Origin of the sequence: Pseudomonas sp. AK181, from assembly GCF_051122975.1 — a bacterium.
GTDB lineage: Bacteria > Pseudomonadota > Gammaproteobacteria > Pseudomonadales > Pseudomonadaceae > Aquipseudomonas > Aquipseudomonas lactis.
The window spans coordinates 1053035-1073854 of sequence record NZ_CP146348.1 but is presented as its reverse complement, the minus strand read 5'-3'; the positions used below and the strand labels follow the sequence as shown (position 1 = coordinate 1073854).

Annotated in this window: 16 protein-coding genes; 6 read left to right on the top strand and 10 right to left on the bottom strand. The window is 61.8% G+C overall.

Annotation, left to right across the window (positions count from 1 at the left end; genetic code table 11):
• Positions 1–100: 100 nt before the first annotated feature.
• A complete protein-coding gene (locus tag V8689_RS05165; RefSeq protein ID WP_044271955.1) occupies positions 101–334 on the bottom strand; it encodes a hypothetical protein in 234 nt (77 codons plus the stop codon).
• A gap of 193 nt (positions 335–527) precedes the next feature.
• Here V8689_RS05165 and V8689_RS05160 point away from each other — a divergent pair, with 193 nt between their 5' ends.
• From V8689_RS05160 to V8689_RS05135, 6 genes are all read left to right on the top strand, one after another.
• Positions 528–1694, top strand: coding sequence for an efflux RND transporter periplasmic adaptor subunit (locus V8689_RS05160; protein ID WP_056789725.1), 1167 nt, complete (start codon positions 528–530; stop codon positions 1692–1694).
• Positions 1691–4786 carry a multidrug efflux RND transporter permease subunit gene (locus V8689_RS05155; RefSeq protein ID WP_056789722.1) on the top strand — a complete coding sequence of 1032 codons (3096 nt, stop codon included), beginning with the start codon at positions 1691–1693 and terminating at the stop codon, positions 4784–4786. Before V8689_RS05160 ends, V8689_RS05155 begins: the two co-directional genes overlap by 4 nt.
• A gap of 7 nt (positions 4787–4793) precedes the next feature.
• Positions 4794–5486 (top strand): heavy metal response regulator transcription factor, encoded by a 693-nt coding sequence (locus V8689_RS05150; RefSeq protein WP_003188690.1) that lies wholly within the window; start codon positions 4794–4796, stop codon positions 5484–5486.
• Entirely contained in the window at positions 5476–6840 is a 1365-nt protein-coding gene (locus V8689_RS05145) for a heavy metal sensor histidine kinase (protein WP_056789717.1), read from the top strand. The genes V8689_RS05150 and V8689_RS05145 overlap by 11 nt, the downstream gene beginning before the upstream one ends.
• Before the next feature lie 364 nt (positions 6841–7204).
• A complete protein-coding gene (locus V8689_RS05140) occupies positions 7205–8527 on the top strand; it encodes an OprD family porin (protein ID WP_056789714.1) in 1323 nt (440 codons plus the stop codon).
• Positions 8528–8685: 158 nt separating this feature from the next.
• Positions 8686–10182 carry a GGDEF domain-containing protein gene (locus V8689_RS05135; protein ID WP_060766179.1) on the top strand — a complete coding sequence of 499 codons (1497 nt, stop codon included), beginning with the start codon at positions 8686–8688 and terminating at the stop codon, positions 10180–10182.
• A gap of 169 nt (positions 10183–10351) precedes the next feature.
• Here V8689_RS05135 and lpxC read toward each other — a convergent pair whose 3' ends face one another.
• The 9 genes from lpxC to murD form a co-directional block, all read right to left on the bottom strand.
• Entirely contained in the window at positions 10352–11263 is a 912-nt protein-coding gene (gene lpxC, locus V8689_RS05130) for a UDP-3-O-acyl-N-acetylglucosamine deacetylase (protein WP_003171886.1), read from the bottom strand.
• 112 nt (positions 11264–11375) lie between these two features.
• Positions 11376–12572: a cell division protein FtsZ gene (gene ftsZ, locus V8689_RS05125; protein ID WP_003188685.1), complete on the bottom strand. Its 1197-nt coding sequence runs from the start codon at positions 12570–12572 to the stop codon at positions 11376–11378.
• A 74-nt stretch (positions 12573–12646) separates the two neighbouring features.
• A complete protein-coding gene (ftsA, locus tag V8689_RS05120) occupies positions 12647–13909 on the bottom strand; it encodes a cell division protein FtsA (RefSeq protein ID WP_003188682.1) in 1263 nt (420 codons plus the stop codon).
• Between the two features lie 15 nt (positions 13910–13924).
• Entirely contained in the window at positions 13925–14794 is an 870-nt protein-coding gene (locus tag V8689_RS05115; RefSeq protein WP_032893516.1) for a cell division protein FtsQ/DivIB, read from the bottom strand.
• Positions 14795–14798: 4 nt separating this feature from the next.
• A complete protein-coding gene (locus V8689_RS05110; protein WP_056789708.1) occupies positions 14799–15755 on the bottom strand; it encodes a D-alanine--D-alanine ligase in 957 nt (318 codons plus the stop codon).
• Positions 15752–17200 (bottom strand): UDP-N-acetylmuramate--L-alanine ligase, encoded by a 1449-nt coding sequence (murC, locus tag V8689_RS05105; protein ID WP_003188677.1) that lies wholly within the window; start codon positions 17198–17200, stop codon positions 15752–15754. Before murC ends, V8689_RS05110 begins: the two co-directional genes overlap by 4 nt.
• The gene (gene murG, locus V8689_RS05100) at positions 17193–18263 is read right to left on the bottom strand and encodes an undecaprenyldiphospho-muramoylpentapeptide beta-N-acetylglucosaminyltransferase (RefSeq protein WP_003188675.1); all 1071 of its coding nucleotides are present in this window, start codon (positions 18261–18263) and stop codon (positions 17193–17195) included. The genes murC and murG overlap by 8 nt, the downstream gene beginning before the upstream one ends.
• Entirely contained in the window at positions 18253–19476 is a 1224-nt protein-coding gene (ftsW, locus tag V8689_RS05095) for a putative lipid II flippase FtsW (protein ID WP_003188673.1), read from the bottom strand. The genes murG and ftsW overlap by 11 nt, the downstream gene beginning before the upstream one ends.
• The gene (gene murD / locus V8689_RS05090; RefSeq protein ID WP_056789705.1) at positions 19473–20819 is read right to left on the bottom strand and encodes a UDP-N-acetylmuramoyl-L-alanine--D-glutamate ligase; all 1347 of its coding nucleotides are present in this window, start codon (positions 20817–20819) and stop codon (positions 19473–19475) included. Before murD ends, ftsW begins: the two co-directional genes overlap by 4 nt.
• Position 20820 lies beyond the last annotated feature (1 nt).

Sequence of the window (20820 nt, the reverse complement as noted above, 5' to 3'; positions counted from 1 at the left end):
CAAACGCTGTGCAGCTTTCAAGAATCGGTGACGGCCCTACAAGCAGAAATGTCTACGCACGATGTAGGCAACTGCCTATAACGTACTAAACGCTTTAATCTCAGCGTTTACCCATCGAGCGGCGAGTGCCCGGCGGCGCCATGCCTGGCGTCTTGGTATGGCCGTTCTTGGCGCCGCCTTTGTACCAAGGCTGGCTGGCATGCTTGGCGCCAGCCAGTTCACCTGGGTTGAAAGGGAACTTGAACGCCGGGATCTCGGCTTTTTCAACGCCGTCGGCGGTGGCCGGATCGACGAGGTCGGCCGCGTCGACAGCGGGTTGGGTTGGGGAAGTCATAAGGGCTCCGGCACAGCTAATAGGTGTAAAAGCGCGAGTATACGGGGCCTGAGCTGCCAGCAGTAACTTCAAGCGACAAGCTCACATGGCCTAGCTGTCACGGCTGTCAGTTTGCCGTCACCGTGCTGACGGCGGAACAGCGCTATAAAGGACGTTCCGAACTCCAACATGCAGTTTCCGCCGGCGTCCTCCTATGCAGATCAAACGAAACGTGGCCCTGATGCTGGGTGCCCTCCTGATACTGGCCGTTGCAGCCTGGGCGTTAACCCGGCCGGCCAAGGCCCGGCTGGCAGCGCCTACCGCCATTCCTGTGCGGGTGGTGAGCGTGACGCAACAGGATGTGCCTCGGTTTGTCAGCGGCATCGGCTCGGTGTTGTCATTGCACAGCGTGGTGATTCGCCCGCAGATCGACGGCATTCTCACCCAACTGCTGGTCAAGGAAGGCCAATCGGTGAAGACCGGCGACCTGCTGGCCACCATTGACGACCGCTCGATCCGCGCCAACCTCGACCAGGCCAGGGCGCAACTCGGTGAAAGCCAGGCGCAGTTGCAAGTGGCGTTGGTCAACCTCAAGCGCTACAAAGCGCTGAGCATCGACGACGGCGTGTCGAAACAGACCTATGACCAGCAACAGGCGCTGGTCAACCAGCTCAAGGCCACGGTGCAGGGCAATCAGGCGGCCATTGATGCGGCTCAAGTACAACTTTCCTATACCCAGATCCGCTCCCCGGTCAGCGGCCGCGTGGGCATCCGCAATGTGGACGAAGGTAATTTCCTGCGCATGAGCGATACCCAGGGGCTGTTTACCGTCACCCAGCTCGACCCGATTGCCGTTGAGTTCTCCCTGCCACAGCAGATGCTGCCGACCTTGCAGGGCCTGATCGCCGCCCCCACCCGGGCCACCGTCGATGCCTACCTGGGCGCCGACACCGACGGCCAGACCGGCGACCTGCTCGGCGAAGGCCACCTGAGCCTGATCGACAACCAGATCAGTTCCACCACCGGCACCCTGCGGGCCAAGGCCGAGTTCAGCAACCCGGCGCACAAGCTATGGCCGGGGCAATTGGTGACCATCAAGATCCAGACGGCCCTCGACAAGAACGCCCTGGTGGTACCGCCCACCGTGGTGCAGCGCGGCCTGGACTCACATTTCGTGTACCGCGTAAGCGCTGACAAAGTCGAGGTGGTGCCGGTGCAGGTCGCCTACCAGAACAGCGCTATCAACATCATCAAAGGCGTGCAGGCCGGCGATGTGCTGGTCAGCGATGGGCAATCGCGGCTCAAGGCCGGTGCGCAGGTGGAGGTGCTCAAGGAGCCGCCGCAAGTGATCCACACCGCCGACGCCCAGGTGCAACCATGAGCGCCAGCCGGTCGCCCTCGGCCTGGTGCGTTGATCACCCGGTCGCCACCTTGCTGCTGACTTTCGCCCTGGTGCTGCTGGGGATGATTGCCTTCCCGAACCTGGCCGTCGCGCCACTGCCGGAAGCGGAATTCCCGACGATTCAGGTCACCGCGCAACTGCCCGGCGCCAGCCCGGACACCATGGCCTCCTCGGTGGCCACGCCCCTGGAGGTGCAGTTCAGCGCCATCCCCGGCATGACCCAGATGACCTCCAGCAGCGCCTTGGGCTCCAGCCTCTTGACCCTGCAGTTCACCCTGGAAAAAAGCATCGATACCGCCGCCCAGGAAGTGCAGGCCGCGATCAACACCGCGTCCGGCAAGTTGCCCAGCGACATGCCGAGCTTGCCCACCTGGAGAAAGGTCAACCCGGCGGACAGCCCGGTGCTGATCCTCAGCGTCAGTTCCAGCAGCATGCCCAGCACCGAGCTGAGCGACTATGTGGAAACCCTGCTGGCACGCCAGATCAGCCAGATCGACGGCGTCGGCCAGATCAACATCACCGGCCAGCAACGCCCGGCGATTCGCGTGCAGGCGTCCCCTGACAAGCTCGCGGCCATCGGCCTGACCCTCGCCGATATACGCCTGGCCATCCAGCAGTCGAGCCTCAACCTGGCCAAGGGCGCGATCTATGGCGAAAACAGCGTGTCCACCCTGTCGACCAACGATCAGCTGTTTCACCCGGAGGAATACGGCCAACTGATCGTTTCCTACAAGAACGGGGCGCCGGTTCAACTGCGCGATATCGCCAAGGTCATCAACGGTTCGGAAAACGCCTACGTACAAGCCTGGTCCGGCGATACCCCCGGGGTGAACCTGGTGATTTCGCGCCAGCCCGGCGCCAACATCGTCGACACCGTCGACCGCATCCAGGCCGAGCTGCCGCGCCTGCAAGGCATGTTGCCGGCCTCGGTGCAGGTCAGCGTGTTGACCGACCGCACCAAGACCATCCGCGCCTCACTGCATGAAGTGGAAATGACCCTGCTGATCGCCATCCTGCTGGTGGTGGCGGTGATGGCGTTATTCCTGCGTCAACTGTCGGCGACGCTGATTGTGTCTGCGGTGCTGGGCGTCTCGCTGGTGGCCAGTTTCGCCCTGATGTATGTGATGGGGTTCAGCCTGAACAACCTGACCCTGGTAGCCATTGTGATTGCCGTGGGCTTTGTGGTGGACGACGCGATTGTGGTGGTGGAGAACATTCATCGGCACTTGGAAGCCGGCCTGGGCAAGCGTGAAGCGGCGATCAAGGGCTCCGGCGAAATTGGCTTTACGGTGGTGTCCATCAGCTTCTCGCTGGTGGCAGCGTTTATTCCGCTGTTGTTCATGGGCGGCGTGGTCGGGCGATTGTTCAAGGAGTTTGCGCTGACGGCCACCGCGACCATTCTGATTTCAGTGGTGGTGTCGCTGACATTGGCACCGACCTTAGCCGCCTTGTTTATGCGTGCCCCCACCCACCCTGCCCACGCCAAGCCCAGCTTCAGCGAACGCCTGCTGGCCGGCTATGCGCGCAACCTGCGCCGTGCCCTGGCGCACCAACGCAGCATGGCCGGGATCTTCGTGGTGACCCTGGCGCTGGCGGTGGTCGGCTATGTGTTCATTCCCAAAGGGTTCTTCCCGGTGCAGGACACCGGTTTCGTGCTCGGCACCAGCGAAGCGGCGGCTGACGTGTCGTACAAGGACATGGTCGCCAAGCACAAGGCTCTGGCCGAGATCGTCAAGGCCGACCCGGCGGTGCAGGCGTTTTCCCATTCGGTCGGCGTCACCGGCAGCAACCAGACCATCGCCAATGGCCGCTTCTGGATCGCCTTGAAAGACCGTGGTGAGCGCGACGTGTCCGCCAGCCAGTTCATCGACCGCATCCGCCCGCAGTTGGCGAAGGTGCCGGGTATCGTGCTGTACCTGCGCGCCGGCCAGGACATCAACCTGAGCTCCGGCCCCAGCCGCGCCCAGTACCAATATGTGCTCAAGAGCAACGACGGCCCGACGCTGAACACCTGGACCCAACGCCTCACCGAAAAACTGCGCGCCAACCCGGCGTTTCGTGACCTGTCCAACGACCTGCAACTGGGCGGCAGCATCACCCACATCAGTATCGATCGTCAGGCCGCCGCCCGCTTCGGGCTGACCGCCACCGATGTCGACCAGGCGCTGTACGACGCCTTCGGTCAGCGCCAGATCAACGAGTTCCAGACCGAGATCAACCAGTACCAAGTGATACTCGAACTGGACAGCCAACAGCGCGGCAAGGCCGAAAGCCTCGACTATTTTTACCTGCGCTCGCCACTGACCAATGAAATGGTGCCGCTGTCGGCACTGGCCAAAGTCGACCCGCCCACAGTCGGGCCGTTGTCCATCAGCCATGACGGCATGTTCCCTGCCGCCAACCTGTCGTTCAACCTGGCGCCTGGCGTGGCCCTGGGCGATGCGGTGATTATGCTCGACCAGGCCAAGAACGAAATCGGGATGCCGAGCACGATCATCGGCAACTTCCAGGGCGCGGCCCAGGCGTTCCAGAGCTCGCTGGCCAGCCAACCCTGGCTGATCCTCGCGGCACTGGTGGCGGTCTACATTATCCTGGGCGTGCTGTATGAGAGTTTTGTGCACCCGTTGACGATCATTTCCACCCTGCCCTCGGCGGGCCTCGGTGCGCTGATCATGCTGTGGCTGCTGGGCCAGGACTTTTCGATCATGGCCTTGATCGGCCTGGTGCTGCTGATCGGCATCGTGAAGAAAAACGGTATCTTGATGATCGACTTCGCCCTGGAGGCGCAGCGGGTACGCGGGCTGCCACCCGAAGATGCGATTTATGAAGCCTGCGTCACGCGGTTCCGGCCGATCATCATGACCACCCTTGCCGCGTTGCTCGGCGCGGTGCCGTTGATGCTCGGCGCAGGCCCTGGGGCGGAACTGCGTCAGCCGCTGGGCATCGCGGTGGTCGGTGGCTTGCTGGTGAGCCAGGCGCTGACGCTGTTCACCACGCCGGTCATATACTTGTACCTTGAACGTTTTTTCCACAGGCCCAAACCAGCGCTGGCGCTGGCGACCACACACTGAGGCGGTCATGCGCGTCCTGATTATTGAAGATGAAGAAAAAACCGCAGACTACCTGCACCGCGGCCTGACCGAGCAAGGCTACACCGTCGATGTGGCCCGCGAAGGCATCGAGGGCCTGCACCTGGCGCTGGAGAACGATTACGCGGTGATCGTGCTCGACGTGATGCTGCCCGGCCTGGATGGCTTCGGTGTATTGCGCGCCCTGCGCGCCCGCAAGCAGACGCCGGTGATCATGCTCACCGCCCGCGAGCGCGTGGAAGACCGCATCCGCGGCCTGCGCGAAGGCGCCGACGATTATCTAGGCAAACCGTTTTCGTTTCTGGAACTGGTGGCCCGCCTGCAAGCGCTGACCCGCCGCAGCGGCGGCCACGAACCGGTGCAGGTCACCGTCGCCGACCTGTGGATCGACCTGATCAGCCGCAAGGCCAGCCGCAACGGCCTGCGCCTGGACCTGACCGCCAAGGAGTTCTCGCTGCTCAGCGTATTGGCGCGGCGCCAGGGCGAGATCCTGTCCAAGACCGCGATTGCCGAGATGGTCTGGGACATCAATTTCGACAGCGATGCCAACGTGGTCGAAGTGGCGATCAAGCGCCTGCGCGCCAAGCTCGATGGGCCGTTCGAACACAAGCTGCTGCACACCATTCGTGGCATGGGCTATGTGCTGGAGAACCGCATGCAGGAAAACCACAGTGGTCGCTAACTCCATCGCCCTGCGCCTGAGTGGCATGTTCACCCTGGTGGCGCTGCTGATCTTCCTGTTGATCGGCGGCGCGCTGTACCAGCAGGTGGACCGTGGCCTGGGGTTGTTGCCAGGGGCCGAGTTGGATGCGCGCTATAGCGTGCTGGAATCGTCGATCAATCGCTTCGGCACGCCGGAGCATTGGGCCAAGATCAGGTCCAAGCTCAAGCTGTTGGGCGAAGAAGACAAGCGCATCCGTTTTTGGGTGGTCAGCAGCGACCCGAGCTACGAATACGGTGAGCCGGATGCGCAGATTCGCGCCTTTGCCGAAGGCGCCACGGGTAAGCGCGACCTGCGCCTGCCCGGTCACGATTATCCGTTCAAGGTGCTGGTCAGCCAGTTTGCCGCCAAGGACCAACGCCCGGCGTTACGCTTCATGATTGCTATCGATACGGAGAACTTCCGCGCCACCCAGCATCATCTGCTGGTGGCGTTGATCAGCCTGGCACTGGTGGGCGTCATACTGGCGGCGCTGTTGGGGTTCTGGGTCGCGCGTATCGGCCTCAAGCCCCTGGGCAAACTCTCGGATGAGGCGCAAAAACTTGCGCCGCCGAAACTCTCCGGGCGCCTGCAATTGTCACCCTTGCCGCCGGAACTGAGCCAGTTCGTCAACTCGTTCAACGCCACCCTCGACCGGGTCGAGCAGGCGTATTCGCGCCTGGAGTCGTTCAACGCCGACGTCGCCCATGAACTGCGTTCGCCGCTCACCAATTTGATCGGCCAGACCCAGGTGGCCCTCACTCGCGGCCGTTCGGCAGAGCAATATTTCGAGGTGCTGCAATCGAACCTGGAAGAGCTGGAACGGCTGCGCTCGATCATCAATGACATGCTGTTCCTCGCCAGCGCCGACCAGGGCAGCAAGGCCACCAAGCTGATCGAAAGCGCCCTGGCCGATGAAGTGGCCACCACCCTCGACTACCTGGACTTCATCCTCGAAGACGCCCAGGTCGAAGTACGCGTGCACGGCGATGCCGTGGTGCAGATCGAAAAGGCCCACCTGCGGCGCGCACTGATCAATCTACTGAGCAATGCCGTACAACACACCGCGCCGGGGCACGTCATCGACGTGCACATTCAAGTGCAGGCACACCAGGTGACAATTGGCGTGACCAACCCCGGCGAGGCCATTGCCAGCGAACACTTGCCACGCCTGTTCGAACGCTTCTATCGGGTAGATGCCTCGCGCAGCAACAGCGGGGCCAATCACGGGCTGGGGCTGGCCATCGTCAAGGCGATTGCGTTGATGCATGGGGGGGATGTGTTTGTGCGCAGTGAGGGCGGTGGCAATACGTTTGGTATCACCCTGCCGGTCTAAACAACTCGGTCAAAATGTGGGAGCTGGCTTGCCTGCGATAGCATCACCTCGGTGCGCCTGACATACCGAGGTGTCTGCATCGCAGGCAAGCCAGCTCCCACACTGTTGCGGTTTGGGCAATAGTTATTATCTTGTTACACTCTGTATCGCAGCGCTCGCCTGCGTTACTTTGACGCATCGATGAGCGCGGTGGCAAAGACAGCTGACCCGCTTACCCGAATTTCCCTCGACTTTTTTCCAGGGCTCTACACTGGGAATCTGTCTTAAAGCCGCTGACTTTCAGCGGCTTTTTTTTGCCGTAAAAAAAGGCCGGGCACACCCTCACGACACTGGCCGTTATGGATTGACCAAAGGAGCTTTACCGGTGAAGAACTCGCTGACGTTCACCCCGTTATTCCTCGCGATTGCAGCAACGATCGCCCCGCTGGCCCACGCGGCAGACACTACCCCCCACGACGGTTTCGTCGAAGGCTCCCACCTCACGATCAACACCCGCAACTACTACATGAACCGCGACCGGCGCGACATTCACCAGGATGACAGCAAGGAATGGGGCCAGGGCTTTATCGGCACTTTCGAATCCGGCTACACCCAGGGTACCGTCGGCTTCGGCCTGGACGTCAATGCCATGCTCGGCCTCAAGCTCGACGGCGGTGGCGGTACGGATGGCTCCAGCATCCTCCCGTACGGCAGCGGCAACGGCAAGGCGCCGGGTTCGTTTTCGACGGCCGGCGGCACCTTGAAGCTGCGCGCCTTCGACACCGAACTGAAAGCCGGCGACCTGTTCCTCAACAACCCGGTGATCGCCGGCGGCATGACGCGCATGTTGCCGCAGACTTTCCGTGGCGTGAGCCTGACCAACCACAGCTTCGACGGCTGGATGTTCGAAGGTGGCCAGGCCAGTTTCACCAAGCTCTACAACCAGAGCGGCCATCGGCGCATTGGTACCAGCTACGGCACACTGCCCGCCAACACCGACAGCCAGCACCTGGACTGGGCTGGCGTTTCATTCAGCGCTACTCCGGGGCTGACCAGCAACCTGTACGCCTCCGAACTCAAGGACGTCTGGCACCAGTATTACTACGACCTGGAATACACCTACGCCGTGAACGACCTGGTCAGCCTGACGCCCGGCCTGCATTACTACCATACCCAGGACACCGGCCAATCGCTGCTGGGGGATATCGACAACAACACCTACAGCCTGCATTTCACCGTGGGCGTAGGCAACCACAGCGTCACGGCGACGTATCAGCGGGTCAACGGCAACACGCCGTTCGACTACATCACCCAGGGCGACAGCGTGTACCTGGATAACTCCCAGCAGTACTCGGATTTCAACGGGCCCAACGAGCGCTCCTGGAAGCTCAAGTACGCCTACGACTTCGCCGGCCTCGGCGTGCCCGGCCTGACGTCCGCCGTGTCCTACATCAGCGGCAAGACCGACCTGACCAAGGTCGATCCCAACAGTCGCGGCTACAGCAACTGGTACAGCGCCGATGGCAAGGACGCCAAGCACTGGGAGCGCGATATCGACCTGAAATATGTGGTGCAGGGCGGCAAGGCCAAGGACTTGGCCGTGCGCCTGCAATGGGCGACCAACCGCGGCAGCAATGGCTACTCGGCGGTGGACCGCGATGTGGATGAGTACCGCGTGATCGTGGACTACCCAATCAACGTATTCTGAATACAGGTAGGAGCGAGCTTGCTCGCGAAAAACGTTAACGATAACGCGTGCTTCCTGAGTAAACGCGGCGTCGTTAAGTTTTTCGCGAGCACGCTCCTACAGCCATAGTTAAGAGTTGCTACTACGCTAAGGGCATTCTCAACGCAGAAGTGTGCCCGATGAGTTCAAGCCCTACCCGCCCCAACCGCCGCCCGGAGCGCCTGCTGATCCTGGGCAGCACGCTCACGGTGTTGCTGATCGTGGGGGTCGTGACTGCGCTGCTGATTCGTGAACATGCCAACACCCTGCAGACGGCCAAGCGCACCGCCAACACCATCACGCAATTGATCGACGCTGACGTGCTGCGCAATGTCGAACTGTACGACATGGCCCTCAAAGGCTTGATAACCGCTACCGAGCGCACTGACCTGCAGGACGTTTCCGAAAGCATCCGGCACCTGGTGCTGTTCGATCGTTCCGCGGCGGCGCCCTACAAGGGCGATATCCTGCTGCTGGACCCGGCCGGCGAGGTGATTGCCGATTCGTCCCTGCTGACGCCCAAGCTGGGTAACTTTGCCGACCGAGATTATTTTCAGGCCCACCGCAACAACCCCGACCTGGGTTTGTATATCAGCCGTCCGTTCATGGCGCGCTGCGAGTGTGCCGACCCGTGGCGCATCGCGTTCAGCCGCCGCGTTTCGTCAGCGGACGGGCGTTTTCTGGGAGTGGCGGTCGCGTCCATGCGCCTGTCGTACTTTCATCAGTTATTCAGCAGCTTGAACATCGGCAACAACAGCACCATCAACCTGCTCAACCACCAAGGCATCCTGCTGGCGCAAGAGCCTTTGTTGGAAGTGGATATCATCGACAAGGACCTGAGCCAGCGCCCGAATGTGGCGCGCATGCTGCGCGAACGGGACGGCAGCTTCCAAAGCATCTCCAGCGTCGATCGCCAGGCACGGCTCTACAGCTTTTCTAATGTGGGCGACTTGCCGCTGATCGTGGCAGTGGCCCTGTCCAGCGATGAAATGTTTGCACCCTGGCGGCGTGCGGCGTGGTTGGTCAGCATCGCGACCGGAGTGCTGTGCGTGGGCCTGTTGTGGCTGACCTGGGCGCTGTGCATGGAGCTGCGCCGTCGCCATCGCGCCGAACAGGTGCTGTCAGAACTGGCAGCCACCGACGCCCTTACCGGCCTGGCCAACCGCCGCACCCTGGACGCACGCTTGCGGCTGGAATGGGACCGGGCACAACGCTCCACCGAGTCGTTGAGCGTGTTGATGATCGATGTGGACCACTTCAAGGCCTTCAACGACCGCCATGGCCACCAGGGCGGCGATGAGGCCTTGCGTTTAGTTGCGCAGGTGATCGCCAGCCATATCCGCCGCCCTGCCGACCTGGCGGCGCGTTATGGCGGTGAAGAATTCGCGGTGGTGCTGCCCAATACCGACACCAAGGGGGCGTGGGTGATCGCCGAACATATCCGCGAGGGGGTCCAGCACTTGCCGAGAGTGGCCGGGGACGAGCAACCGATCACCGTAAGCATCGGCTTGAGTACATGGCAGAAGCACAGCCGTATTTCTCTTGAAGACCTGCTGCTCAAGGCTGACCAGGCGTTGTATCAGGCCAAGCACAGCGGCCGTAACCGGACAATGGATGCCACAACCCGGCCCCTGTAGGAGCGAGCTTGCTCGCGAAGAACGTCAACGATAACGAGGGCTTCCTGAATGTGCAGGGTGCTCTCAGGTTTTTCGCGAGCAAGCTCGCTCCTACAGGGGGGCAAACGTCGGGCATAAAAAAAGGCCACCCGAAGGCAGCCTTTCAAAACTAAAGAAAGAGAGTTGTTACTTACACCGCCGCAACGGGACGCATGTAAGAGATCGGTGCGGTGCTGGCATCTTCGAAGGTCACGACTTCCCAAGCGTCTGTCTGCTCAATCAACTTGCGCAGCAGCTGGTTGTTAAGGGCGTGGCCCGACTTGAAGCCTTTGAACTCGCCTATCAGGCTATTGCCCAGCAGGTAGAGGTCACCGATTGCATCGAGGATCTTGTGCTTCACGAATTCGTCTTCATAGCGAAGGCCGTCTTCGTTCAGTACACCATCCGCGTCGACCACGATGGCGTTTTCCACGCTGCCGCCGAGTGCGAGGTTGTGCTTGCGCAGGTACTCGATGTCACTCATGAAACCAAAGGTGCGGGCGCGGCTGACTTCTTTTACGAACGAAGTGCTGGAAAAATCCACGCTTGCACTTTGGGTGCGGTCACGGAATACCGGGTGATCGAAATCGATCTCAAAGCTCACTTTAAAGCCTTCGAACGGGACGAAGGTGGCGCGCTTGTCGCCGTCCTCTACTGTCACTTCCCGCAGAATGCGAATGAACTTCTTGGCTGCGTCCTGTTCTTCCAGGCCGGCAGATTGAATCAAGAATACGAAGGGGCCAGCGCTGCCATCCATGATCGGGACTTCGGACGCGGAGAGCTCGACGTAGGCGTTATCGATGCCCAGGCCAGCCATGGCCGAGAGCAAGTGCTCCACCGTGTCCACTTTGACGTCACCGTTGACCAATGTGGTCGACATAGTGGTTTCGCCAACGTTTTCCGCGCGAGCAGGAATCTGCACCACAGGGTCCAGGTCGGCACGCACAAACACGATGCCGGTGTCGACAGGTGCAGGCTTGAGGGTCAGGTATACCTTCTCCCCGGAGTGCAGACCTACACCTGTGGCACGAATAATATTCTTCAGGGTGCGTTGTTTAATCATGGCTTGGACCGCTTCAGCGCAAATTGCGAACTGGTATCAACAAAGGCTGGCGATAATAGCAGACCAGACCTTTGCTGAACACCAATCACCTTCATAGCCCTGATACATTCCATTAATCGGCCTGACGACGCAGGAATGCCGGGATGTCCAGGTAGTCCAGGTCATCTTGCGGATTCGGGCTACGGGACGCCGCAGCACCGGCCTGAGCCTGGTTGCGCATCACGGTCGGACGGTCCAGGTCACGGTAGTTCACCGACGGCAGTTCCTGGCGAGCAGGGGCTGGAGCGGCAGCTGCCTGGCTGGCCTGGCTGGTGTGCAGGGTGTTGTCGATGACCTTCACAGGCTTCTCGATTTTCGCACCCAGGCCGGTAGCAACCACGGTTACATGCAGCTCATCGCGCATGTCCGGATCGATAACGGTACCGACTTTGACCATGGCGTGCTCGGAAGCGAAGGCTTCGATGATGCTACCCACATCGGAGTACTCGCCCAGGGACAGGTCGGGACCGGCGGTGATGTTCACCAGGATGCCACGTGCACCTTGCAGGTTCACGTCTTCGAGCAACGGGTTGCGGATGGCCGCTTCGGTGGCTTCGCGTGCACGGTTCGGACCGCTGGCGCAGCCAGTGCCCATCATCGCCATGCCCATTTCGCTCATGACCGTACGTACGTCGGCAAAGTCGACGTTGATCATGCCTGGGCGCTTGATGATGTCGGAGATACCGCGAACGGCACCGGCCAGTACATCGTCAGCCTTGGCGAAGGCGGACAGCAGGCTGGCATCCTTGCCCAGGATGGTCAGCAGCTTCTCGTTGGGGATGGTGATCAACGAGTCGACGCTTTCAGACAGCAGACGGATACCTTCGTCGGCGATCTGCATGCGCTTGCGGCCTTCGAACGGGAACGGACGCGTCACGACAGCAACGGTCAGAATCCCCATTTCCTTGGCCACTTCGGCAATGATCGGTGCAGCACCGGTACCGGTACCGCCGCCCATGCCGGTGGTGATGAACACCATGTTGGTGCCTTGCAGCACTTCGGCAATACGCTCGCGGTCTTCCAGGGCGGCTTGACGGCCGACTTCCGGATTGGCGCCAGCGCCGAGGCCTTTGGTCACCGCGGTGCCCAATTGCAGGATGGTCCGCGCGCCGATGCTTTTGAGCGCCTGGGCATCAGTGTTAGCGCAGATGAACTCAACGCCTTCAATGTTGCTCTTGACCATGTGGTTGACAGCGTTGCCGCCGCCACCGCCGACACCGATTACTTTGATAACCGGGCTAGCGGGGATATTGTCTACGAGTTCGAACATGTTCCCTCTCCTTTCATTTTCTCTAGTTTTTTCGCCTACTGCTTGTTGCGGTGTTGCGGTGTCGCGGTAAATCTTTAGAAATTGCCTTTTACCCAAGCCTGCAGCCGCTCGAACAACGGCGCTTTGGCTTCGTCATCGCTGCGGTAGCTGTCACGGATGCTGGGGCCCGACAGGGAAATGCCGTCGGTCTGCTTTTGCAGCCCGTACAACAGCAAGCCCACACCGGTGGAATAAATCGGGTTACGCACCACGTCGCCCAGGCCTTTCACGCCATGGGGCACGCCCAGGCGCACCGGCATGTGGAAGATCTCTTCGGCCAACTCAACCGCGCCTTCCATCTTCGAGGTACCACCGGTCAGCACGATGCCCGCCGGGATCAAATCTTCGTAGCCGCTGCGGCGCAGTTCAGCCTGGATCAGGGTGAACAGCTCGTCGTAGCGTGGCTCGACCACTTCGGCCAAGGCCTGGCGCGACAGCTCGCGGGGTGGACGATCACCCACGCTTGGCACCTTGATGGTCTCGCCGGCACCGGCCAGCTTGGCCAGGGCGCAGGCGTAGCGGATCTTGATTTCTTCGGCGTACTGGGTCGGTGTGCGCAGCGCCATGGCGATGTCGTTGGTGACCTGGTCGCCGGCAATCGGGATCACCGCGGTGTGACGGATCGCACCCTCGGTAAAGATCGCGATGTCGGTGGTGCCGCCGCCGATGTCCACCAGGCACACGCCCAGCTCTTTTTCGTCGTCGGTGAGTACCGAGTAGGCCGAGGCCAACTGCTCGAGAATGATGTCGTCGATTTCCAGGCCACAGCGACGCACGCATTTTTCAATGTTTTGTGCAGCGTTAACGGCGCAGGTCACCACGTGGACCTTGGCTTCCAGACGCACGCCCGACATGCCCAGGGGCTCGCGCACGCCTTCCTGGTTGTCGATCACGTAGTCCTGCGGCAGGGTGTGCAGCACGCGCTGGTCCGCCGGGATCGCCACGGCCTGGGCAGCGTCGAGGACGCGCTCAAGGTCGGCCGAGCTGACTTCACGGTCGCGGATCGCCACGATGCCGTGGGAGTTCAGGCTGCGGATGTGGTTGCCAGCCACGCCGACGAACGCCGAGTGAATCCGGCAACCGGCCATCAGCTGCGCTTCTTCGATGGCGCGCTGGATCGATTGCACGGTGGACTCGATGTTCACCACCACGCCCTTCTTCAGGCCCCGGGACGGATGCGTGCCAATACCGACGATTTCGATCGCGCCGTCTTCCCCGACCTCACCCACCAGCGCCACCACCTTGGAGGTGCCGATATCGAGACCGACGATCATTTTGCCGCTTTGCACGTTTGCCATGGGTCCTGCCTCTTCTTAATTCTTCGCGACAGCGGGTTGTGCTGCCGTGGGCGCAGCCGGTGTACGCCAGCCGACGGCCAGGCCGTTGGCGTAACGCAGGTCGACGCTCGCAATGTTCGTAATCTGTTCTTTCAAGGTTTTTTCATAGATGGCAATAAAGCGGCGCATCTTTTCCACCAAGCGGTCGCGTCCCAGCAACAACTCGATGCCCGGGCCGGAACTGCCTGCCCCGGTCGTCAAAAACCAGCTGCCCCGCTCACGCAATTCCAGGCGTGCAATGGAGAAGCCCAGTGGCCGCAGCATCTGGCTCAAGGCCTGGTACTGCTGCATCACTTGCTGCTGCGCCCGCTGCGGCCCGAACAGCTGCGGCAGGTGTTCATAGTTGGCCAACTCACGCGGGGTGAACGCCTGGCCCTGGTTGTTCAACAGCGCTTCATCGCCCCAACGGGCCACGGGCAGTTGTTCTTCCAGGCGGATCGTCACCTGGTCCGGCCATACCCGGCGAACTTCGGCGTGGGCGATCCACGGCATCTGCTCCAGCTCTGAGCGCATACCCGCCAGGTCGATGGTAAAGAAGCTCGCCGCCAAGTACGGGCCGATGCGCTGCTGTACCGCTTGCTGGCTGATGTAGCTCAAGTCGCCCTGCACACTGATCTTGGTGATCGGCCGGTCGGCATACGGCAACAGGCGCTGTGCGCCTTCGTACGTACCAAAGCCCAACACCACCAGCAGCACCGGCCAGAACAGCGCCTTGATAAAACCAAAGTTGGCTTTTGGCAGGCGCGAAGACATCGGCTCTTTAGCCACCATTCGGCTTGCACCCCGTGGCACCGGCTTGCGGCTCGGTGCTTGTGGGGGCTGATGACGAAGCGATGCGCCGTTCATGTGTTTAGCCTCTTGGCTCAATGCTGTCGGCCAGGATCGCCAGCACTAACTGCTGGAAATCCAGACCGGCGGCACGGGCTGCCATGGGAACCAGGCTGTGGTCGGTCATGCCCGGTGCGGTGTTGACTTCAAGGAACCAGAAATTCCCTTGGTCATCCTGCATCACGTCTGCCCGCGCCCAACCGGCGATACCCAGCGCCTCACAGGCTTTCGCCGTGAGGTCCATCAATTCTTGTTCCTTGGTTGCTTCGAGGCCGCATGGGATCCGGTACTGAGTATCGGAAGCCAGGTACTTGGCGTCGTAGTCATAAAAGGTGTGGGGCGTGCCCAAAGCGATGGGCGGCAATACCTGGCCACGCAGGGTGGCGATGGTGTACTCGGGACCGGAAATCCACTGTTCCACCAACACTTGCGAATCGTAGGTACTTGCCGCTTTCCATGCGTCGATCAATTCGGCGGCCGAGTTCACTTTGGCCATGCCGATACTGGAGCCTTCATGGGCTGGTTTGACGATCAAAGGCAGGCCCAGTTCCTTGGCCGCAGAAATACAATCGTCTTCGCTGCACAACACGGCGTGACGCGGGGTCGGAATGCCCAGGCTGTGCCATACCTGCTTGGTGCGCAACTTGTCCATCGCCAAGGCCGAGGCGAGGATGCCGCTGCCGGTGTAAGGGATGCCGGCGCATTCGAGCAGGCCCTGCATGCTGCCGTCTTCACCGCCACGGCCGTGAAGAATGAGAAAGGCGCGGTCGATTTTTTCGGCCTGCAGGCGGGCGAGGAAATCATCGCCCACATCGATACCGAAGGCATTCACGCCAGCACTTCGCAGCGCTTCAAGCACCGCATTGCCAGACTTGAGCGACACTTCGCGCTCGGCGCTCTTGCCGCCGAACAGCACGGCAACGCGACCGAAGTCGGCAGGCGCGAGGGTGGAAAACAGGGAGCCGTAGTCAGTGGTCATTTCGACTTCCCCTTGGCGGCGGCTGCAAACAGCGGGCTCGCCAGCAACTTGGGCGCAAGGCCACCGATATCACCGGCGCCCTGGCACAGCAGAATGTCGCCGGCACGCAGCAGCGGCTTGACGATAGGCGCCAGGTCCACGCCACGCTCGATGTAGATCGGGTCCAACTGGCCGCGCTGGCGGATGCTGTTGCACAGCTTGCGGCTGTCAGCGCCCGGAATCGGTTCTTCACCGGCCGGGTAGACTTCCATCAGCAGCAGTACGTTGGCATCGGCCAGTACATTGACAAAATCGTCGTACAGGTCTCGGGTGCGGCTGTAGCGGTGCGGCTGGTACACCATCACCAGCCGGCGCTCCGGCCAGCCACCGCGCACGGCCTTGATCACGGCCGCAACTTCGGTCGGGTGGTGACCGTAGTCGTCCACCAGCATCACGTCACCACCTTCAACCGGCAGTTGGCCGTAGACCTGGAAACGACGGCCCACACCAGCAAAGCGCGACAGGCCCTCGACGATGGCTTCATCGCTGACGCCTTCATCGGTAGCAATGCAGATGGTCGCCAAAGAGTTCAGCACGTTGTGGTTGCCCGGCATGTTCACCGACACGTCCAACGGCTCGCGATCAGGACGCAGCACGGTGAAGAAGGTTTGCATGCCTTCCTGGCGCACATTGATTGCGCGCACGTCGGCGTCTTCGCTGAAGCCGTAGGTCACGGTCGGGCGCTTGACCTGGGGCAGGATTTCACGCACCACCGGGTCGTCCAGGCACACCACCGCCAACCCGTAGAACGGCAGGTTGTGCAGGAAGTCGACGAAGGTTTTCTTCAGTTTGTTGAAGTCGCCGTCGTAGGTCGCCATATGGTCTTCGTCGATATTGGTGACGACGGCGACCAGCGGTTGCAGGTGCAGGAAGCTCGCATCACTTTCATCGGCTTCGGCAATCAGGTAACGGCTGGTGCCGAGCTGGGCATTGGTGCCGGCTGCATTCAGGCGCCCACCGATGACGAAGGTCGGGTCCAGGCCACCGGCGGCGAACACCGAGGCGATCAGGCTGGTGGTGGTGGTCTTGCCATGGGTACCGGCGACGGCGATGCCGTGGCGGTAGCGCATCAGCTCGGCAAGCATCTCGGCACGCGGCACCACAGGGATACGGCGCTCAAGGGCGGTGGCCACTTCCGGGTTGGAGGTGTTCACGGCGCTGGACACCACCAGCACGTCAGCCTCGGCGGCGTTCTCGGCACGGTGGCCGATGAAGATCTGTGCGCCAAAGGACTTCAGGCGCTCGGTGACCGGCGACTCTTTCAAGTCCGAGCCGGACACCTGGTAGCCCAGGTTCAGCAACACTTCGGCAATCCCGCACATGCCCACGCCACCGATACCGACGAAGTGAATACGACGGATGCGGCGCATCTCGGGTTGCGGCATGGCTTTCTGATTCTCAACCATGGGCCACCTCCAGGCAGATATCGACCACGGTGCGGGTTGCGTCAGGTTTGGCCAGGCGGCTTGCGGTGCTCGCCATGCTGTTGAGTCGTTCCGGTTGCATCAAAACCTCGGTCAGGCGAGCGGCCAAATCGGCGGCGCCAGTCGTTCTTTGCGGCAGCAGGAAGGCAGCGCCCTCCCCGGCCAAATATTCGGCGTTGCGGGTCTGGTGATCGTCGATGGCGTGGGGCAAAGGCACCAGCAAGGACGGCAGACCGGCGGCCGCCAGTTCACTGACGGTCAGCGCACCAGCGCGGCAGACCACCAGGTCGGCCCAGCCATAGGCTTGGGCCATGTCTTTGATGAAGGGCTGTACATTGGCCTCTACACCGGCCTCGCGATAACGCGCGGCGGTGACTTCATCGTGGTTCTTGCCGGCCTGATGGAAGATCTCCGGGCGCACATCCTCAGGAAGTTGCGCAACGGCTTCAGGCAGCAATTTATTCAGTGGCTCGGCGCCCAGGCTTCCGCCCAGGATCAGCAGGTGAGCCTTGCGCCCCGCCAGCGCGTCACGCGCAATGGCCATGAACAGTTCGGTACGCACCGGGTTGCCGGTGGTGCGAAGCTTGTCGGAGGCGGCGAAGGTTTTCGGGAAGGCTTCACACACCCGCGCAGCCAACGGCACCAGCAGGCGGTTGGCGGTACCGGCGACGGCGTTCTGTTCGTGAACGATCACCGGCACGCCCGCGAGTTTCGCCGCGACGCCACCGGGGCCGGTCACATAACCGCCAAAGCCGAGCACACACACTGGCTTGAGCTCGCGAATGATCTTGCGCGCCTGCATGACCGCCTTGAGCAACACGAACGGCGCCTTGAGCAGGGACAACTTGCTCTTGCCGCGCAAACCGGTGACGTTGATCAAATGCAGCGGTAAGCCGGCATTGGGCACCAATTCGTTTTCGATACCACGGGGCGTACCCAGCCAGTGCACGGTGTAGCCACGGTTCTGGAATTCACGGGCGCAAGCCAGGGCCGGGAACACATGGCCCCCGGTGCCACCTGCCATGATCAGCACATTAGCGCCCATGAGTCGGCTCCTCGGCGAAGTCGCTTTCGCTGAACTCCATCTCTTCGCTGCCCAGGTGGGTACGGCTCTCCCATTCGATACGCAGCAACAAGCCGAGACAGGCGCAGCAAATCACCAACGAACTGCCGCCGTAACTGAGGAACGGCAAGGTCAGGCCTTTGGTCGGCAGCAGGCCGACGTTCACGCCGATGTTGATCAGGAACTGGCCGATCCACAGGAAGGCCAACCCATAGGCAACGTAGGCAGCGAAGAACTGCTTGGCCTTCTCGGCCCACAAGCCGATGTACATGGCGCGCACGCAGACGAATACAAACAGTGCGACGGTGCACAGCGAACCCACCACACCCAGCTCCTCGGCCAATACCGAGAACACGAAGTCGGTGTGGGCTTCCGGCAGGTAGAACTGCTTTTGCACACTGTTGCCCAGGCCCACGCCCAGCCACTCGCCGCGACCGAAGGCGATCAGCGCCTGGGTCAACTGGTAGCCGGAACCGAACTGGTCGGACCAGGGGTCGGTAAAGGTGATCAAACGCGCCATCCGGTAGGGCTGCGCCTGCACCAGGATGGTCACCGCCGCCACCGCCAGCACCACCATCAAGGTGAAGCGGAACAGCCCGACCCCACCCAGGAACAGCATCGCGGCGGCGGCGCCCATCATCACCACCGTGGCCCCGAAGTCGGGCTCCATCAGCAACAGGCCAGCCATGGGCAGCAGCACGATGAACGGCTTGAAGAAACCCATCCAGCTTTCGCGTACTTCTTTCTGACGGCGCACCAGGTAGCCTGCGAGGTAGATCACCACGAACACCTTGGCGATTTCCGAAGGCTGCACGTTGAACGCGCCGAAGCCGATCCAGCGCATCGAACCATTCACCTCGCGGCCAATGCCCGGCACGATCACCATCACCAGCAAGCCGAACGCACCAATCAGCATCAGCCAACCCAGACGCTGCCAGGTGGCAATCGGGATCATCATGGTGACGATGCAGGCGCCGAGGCCGATCACCAGATACACCAGGTGACGGATCATCATGTACAGCGTGTTGCCCGACTGCACGGCAGCCACTTCGGAGGACGCCGAGGTGATCATCACCAGGCCCAGGCCGAGCAGCGCCAGGCAACCGGCGAGCATAGGGAAATCAAGGTCAATGCCGCGCCCGGTAATGATCGGCGACGGGTAGGGCTTGATGATGTTTCTCAGGTTGAGGCTCATGCCAAAGCCTCCACGGCGCGGGCGAACAGGTGGCCGCGCTCTTCATAGTTCTTGAACATGTCGAAGCTGGCGCACGCGGGCGACAGCAACACCGCATCGCCAGGCTGGGCCAGGGCTTTGCACTGGGCAATCGCGTCGTCCAGGGAAGCTGCGCGTACTTGCGGCACAGCGTCACCGAGGGCGGCGGCGATCAGGTCCGAATCGCGGCCCATCAGCACCACGGCGCGGCAATGGGCGGCCACTGGCGCTTTAAGGTCCTTGAAGTCGGCACCCTTGCCATCGCCGCCGGCGATCAGCACCAGCTTGCCGTCGAGATCGGCACCCAGGCCTTCGATGGCCGCCAGGGCCGCACCGACGTTGGTGGCTTTGGAGTCGTTGTAATAGCTGACGCCATTGAGGTCGCGCACCCACTGGCAGCGATGTTCAAGCCCGGCAAAGGTGCGCAGGCTGGCGAGCATGGCGTCGAACGGCAGGCCAACCGCGTGACCGAGCGCCAGTGCCGCCAGGGCATTGGACTGGTTGTGTGCGCCGCGGATTTTCAGTTCGCGTACCGGCATCAGGTTCTGGAATTCGAACGCCAGGTACTTCTCGCCGTTCTCTTCACGAATGCCGAAGCCTTTGAAGTCCGGTTTGCCCAAGCCGAAGGTCCAGCAGGGCATGCCCTCGCCCATCAGCGGACGGCTCAGGGCATCCTGGCGGTTGACGACAAATTGCTTGGCGCCACGGAAGATCCGGTGCTTGGCCAGGTGATAAGCCGGCAGGCCGCTGTAGCGGTCCATATGGTCTTCGCTGACGTTCAGTACCGTCGCCACTTCAGCGCCCAGATCGTGGGTGGTTTCCAGCTGGAAGCTCGACAATTCCATCACGTACAGCTCGACGTCGTCGCTGAGCAGGTCCAGGGCCGGCACGCCAAGATTGCCGCCGACGGCCACACGCTTGCCCGCCGCCGCTGCCATCTCACCCACCAGGGTGGTGACGGTGCTTTTGGCGTTGGAACCGCTGATGGCCACGATCGGCGCCTTCGCGTTGCGCGCGAACAGGTCGATATCGCCAGACAGCTTCACGCCACGGGCCGCCGCCGCTTGCAGGGCCGGTGTCGCCAGGGCCAGGCCCGGGCTCACGTAGAGCTCATCGGCACGGCACAGAAACTCGACATCCAGCTCGCCACAACGCACTTCCACGTGCGGGTAGTCACGGCGCAGCGTGACCAGCTCCGGTGGATTTTCCCGCGTATCGGCCACGGCAAACGACGTGCCCCGGTTCGCCAGGAAGCGAACCAGGGACATGCCGCTCTTGCCGAGGCCGACAACGATGCGGAAGTGGTCTGAAGCGATCAGGGACACT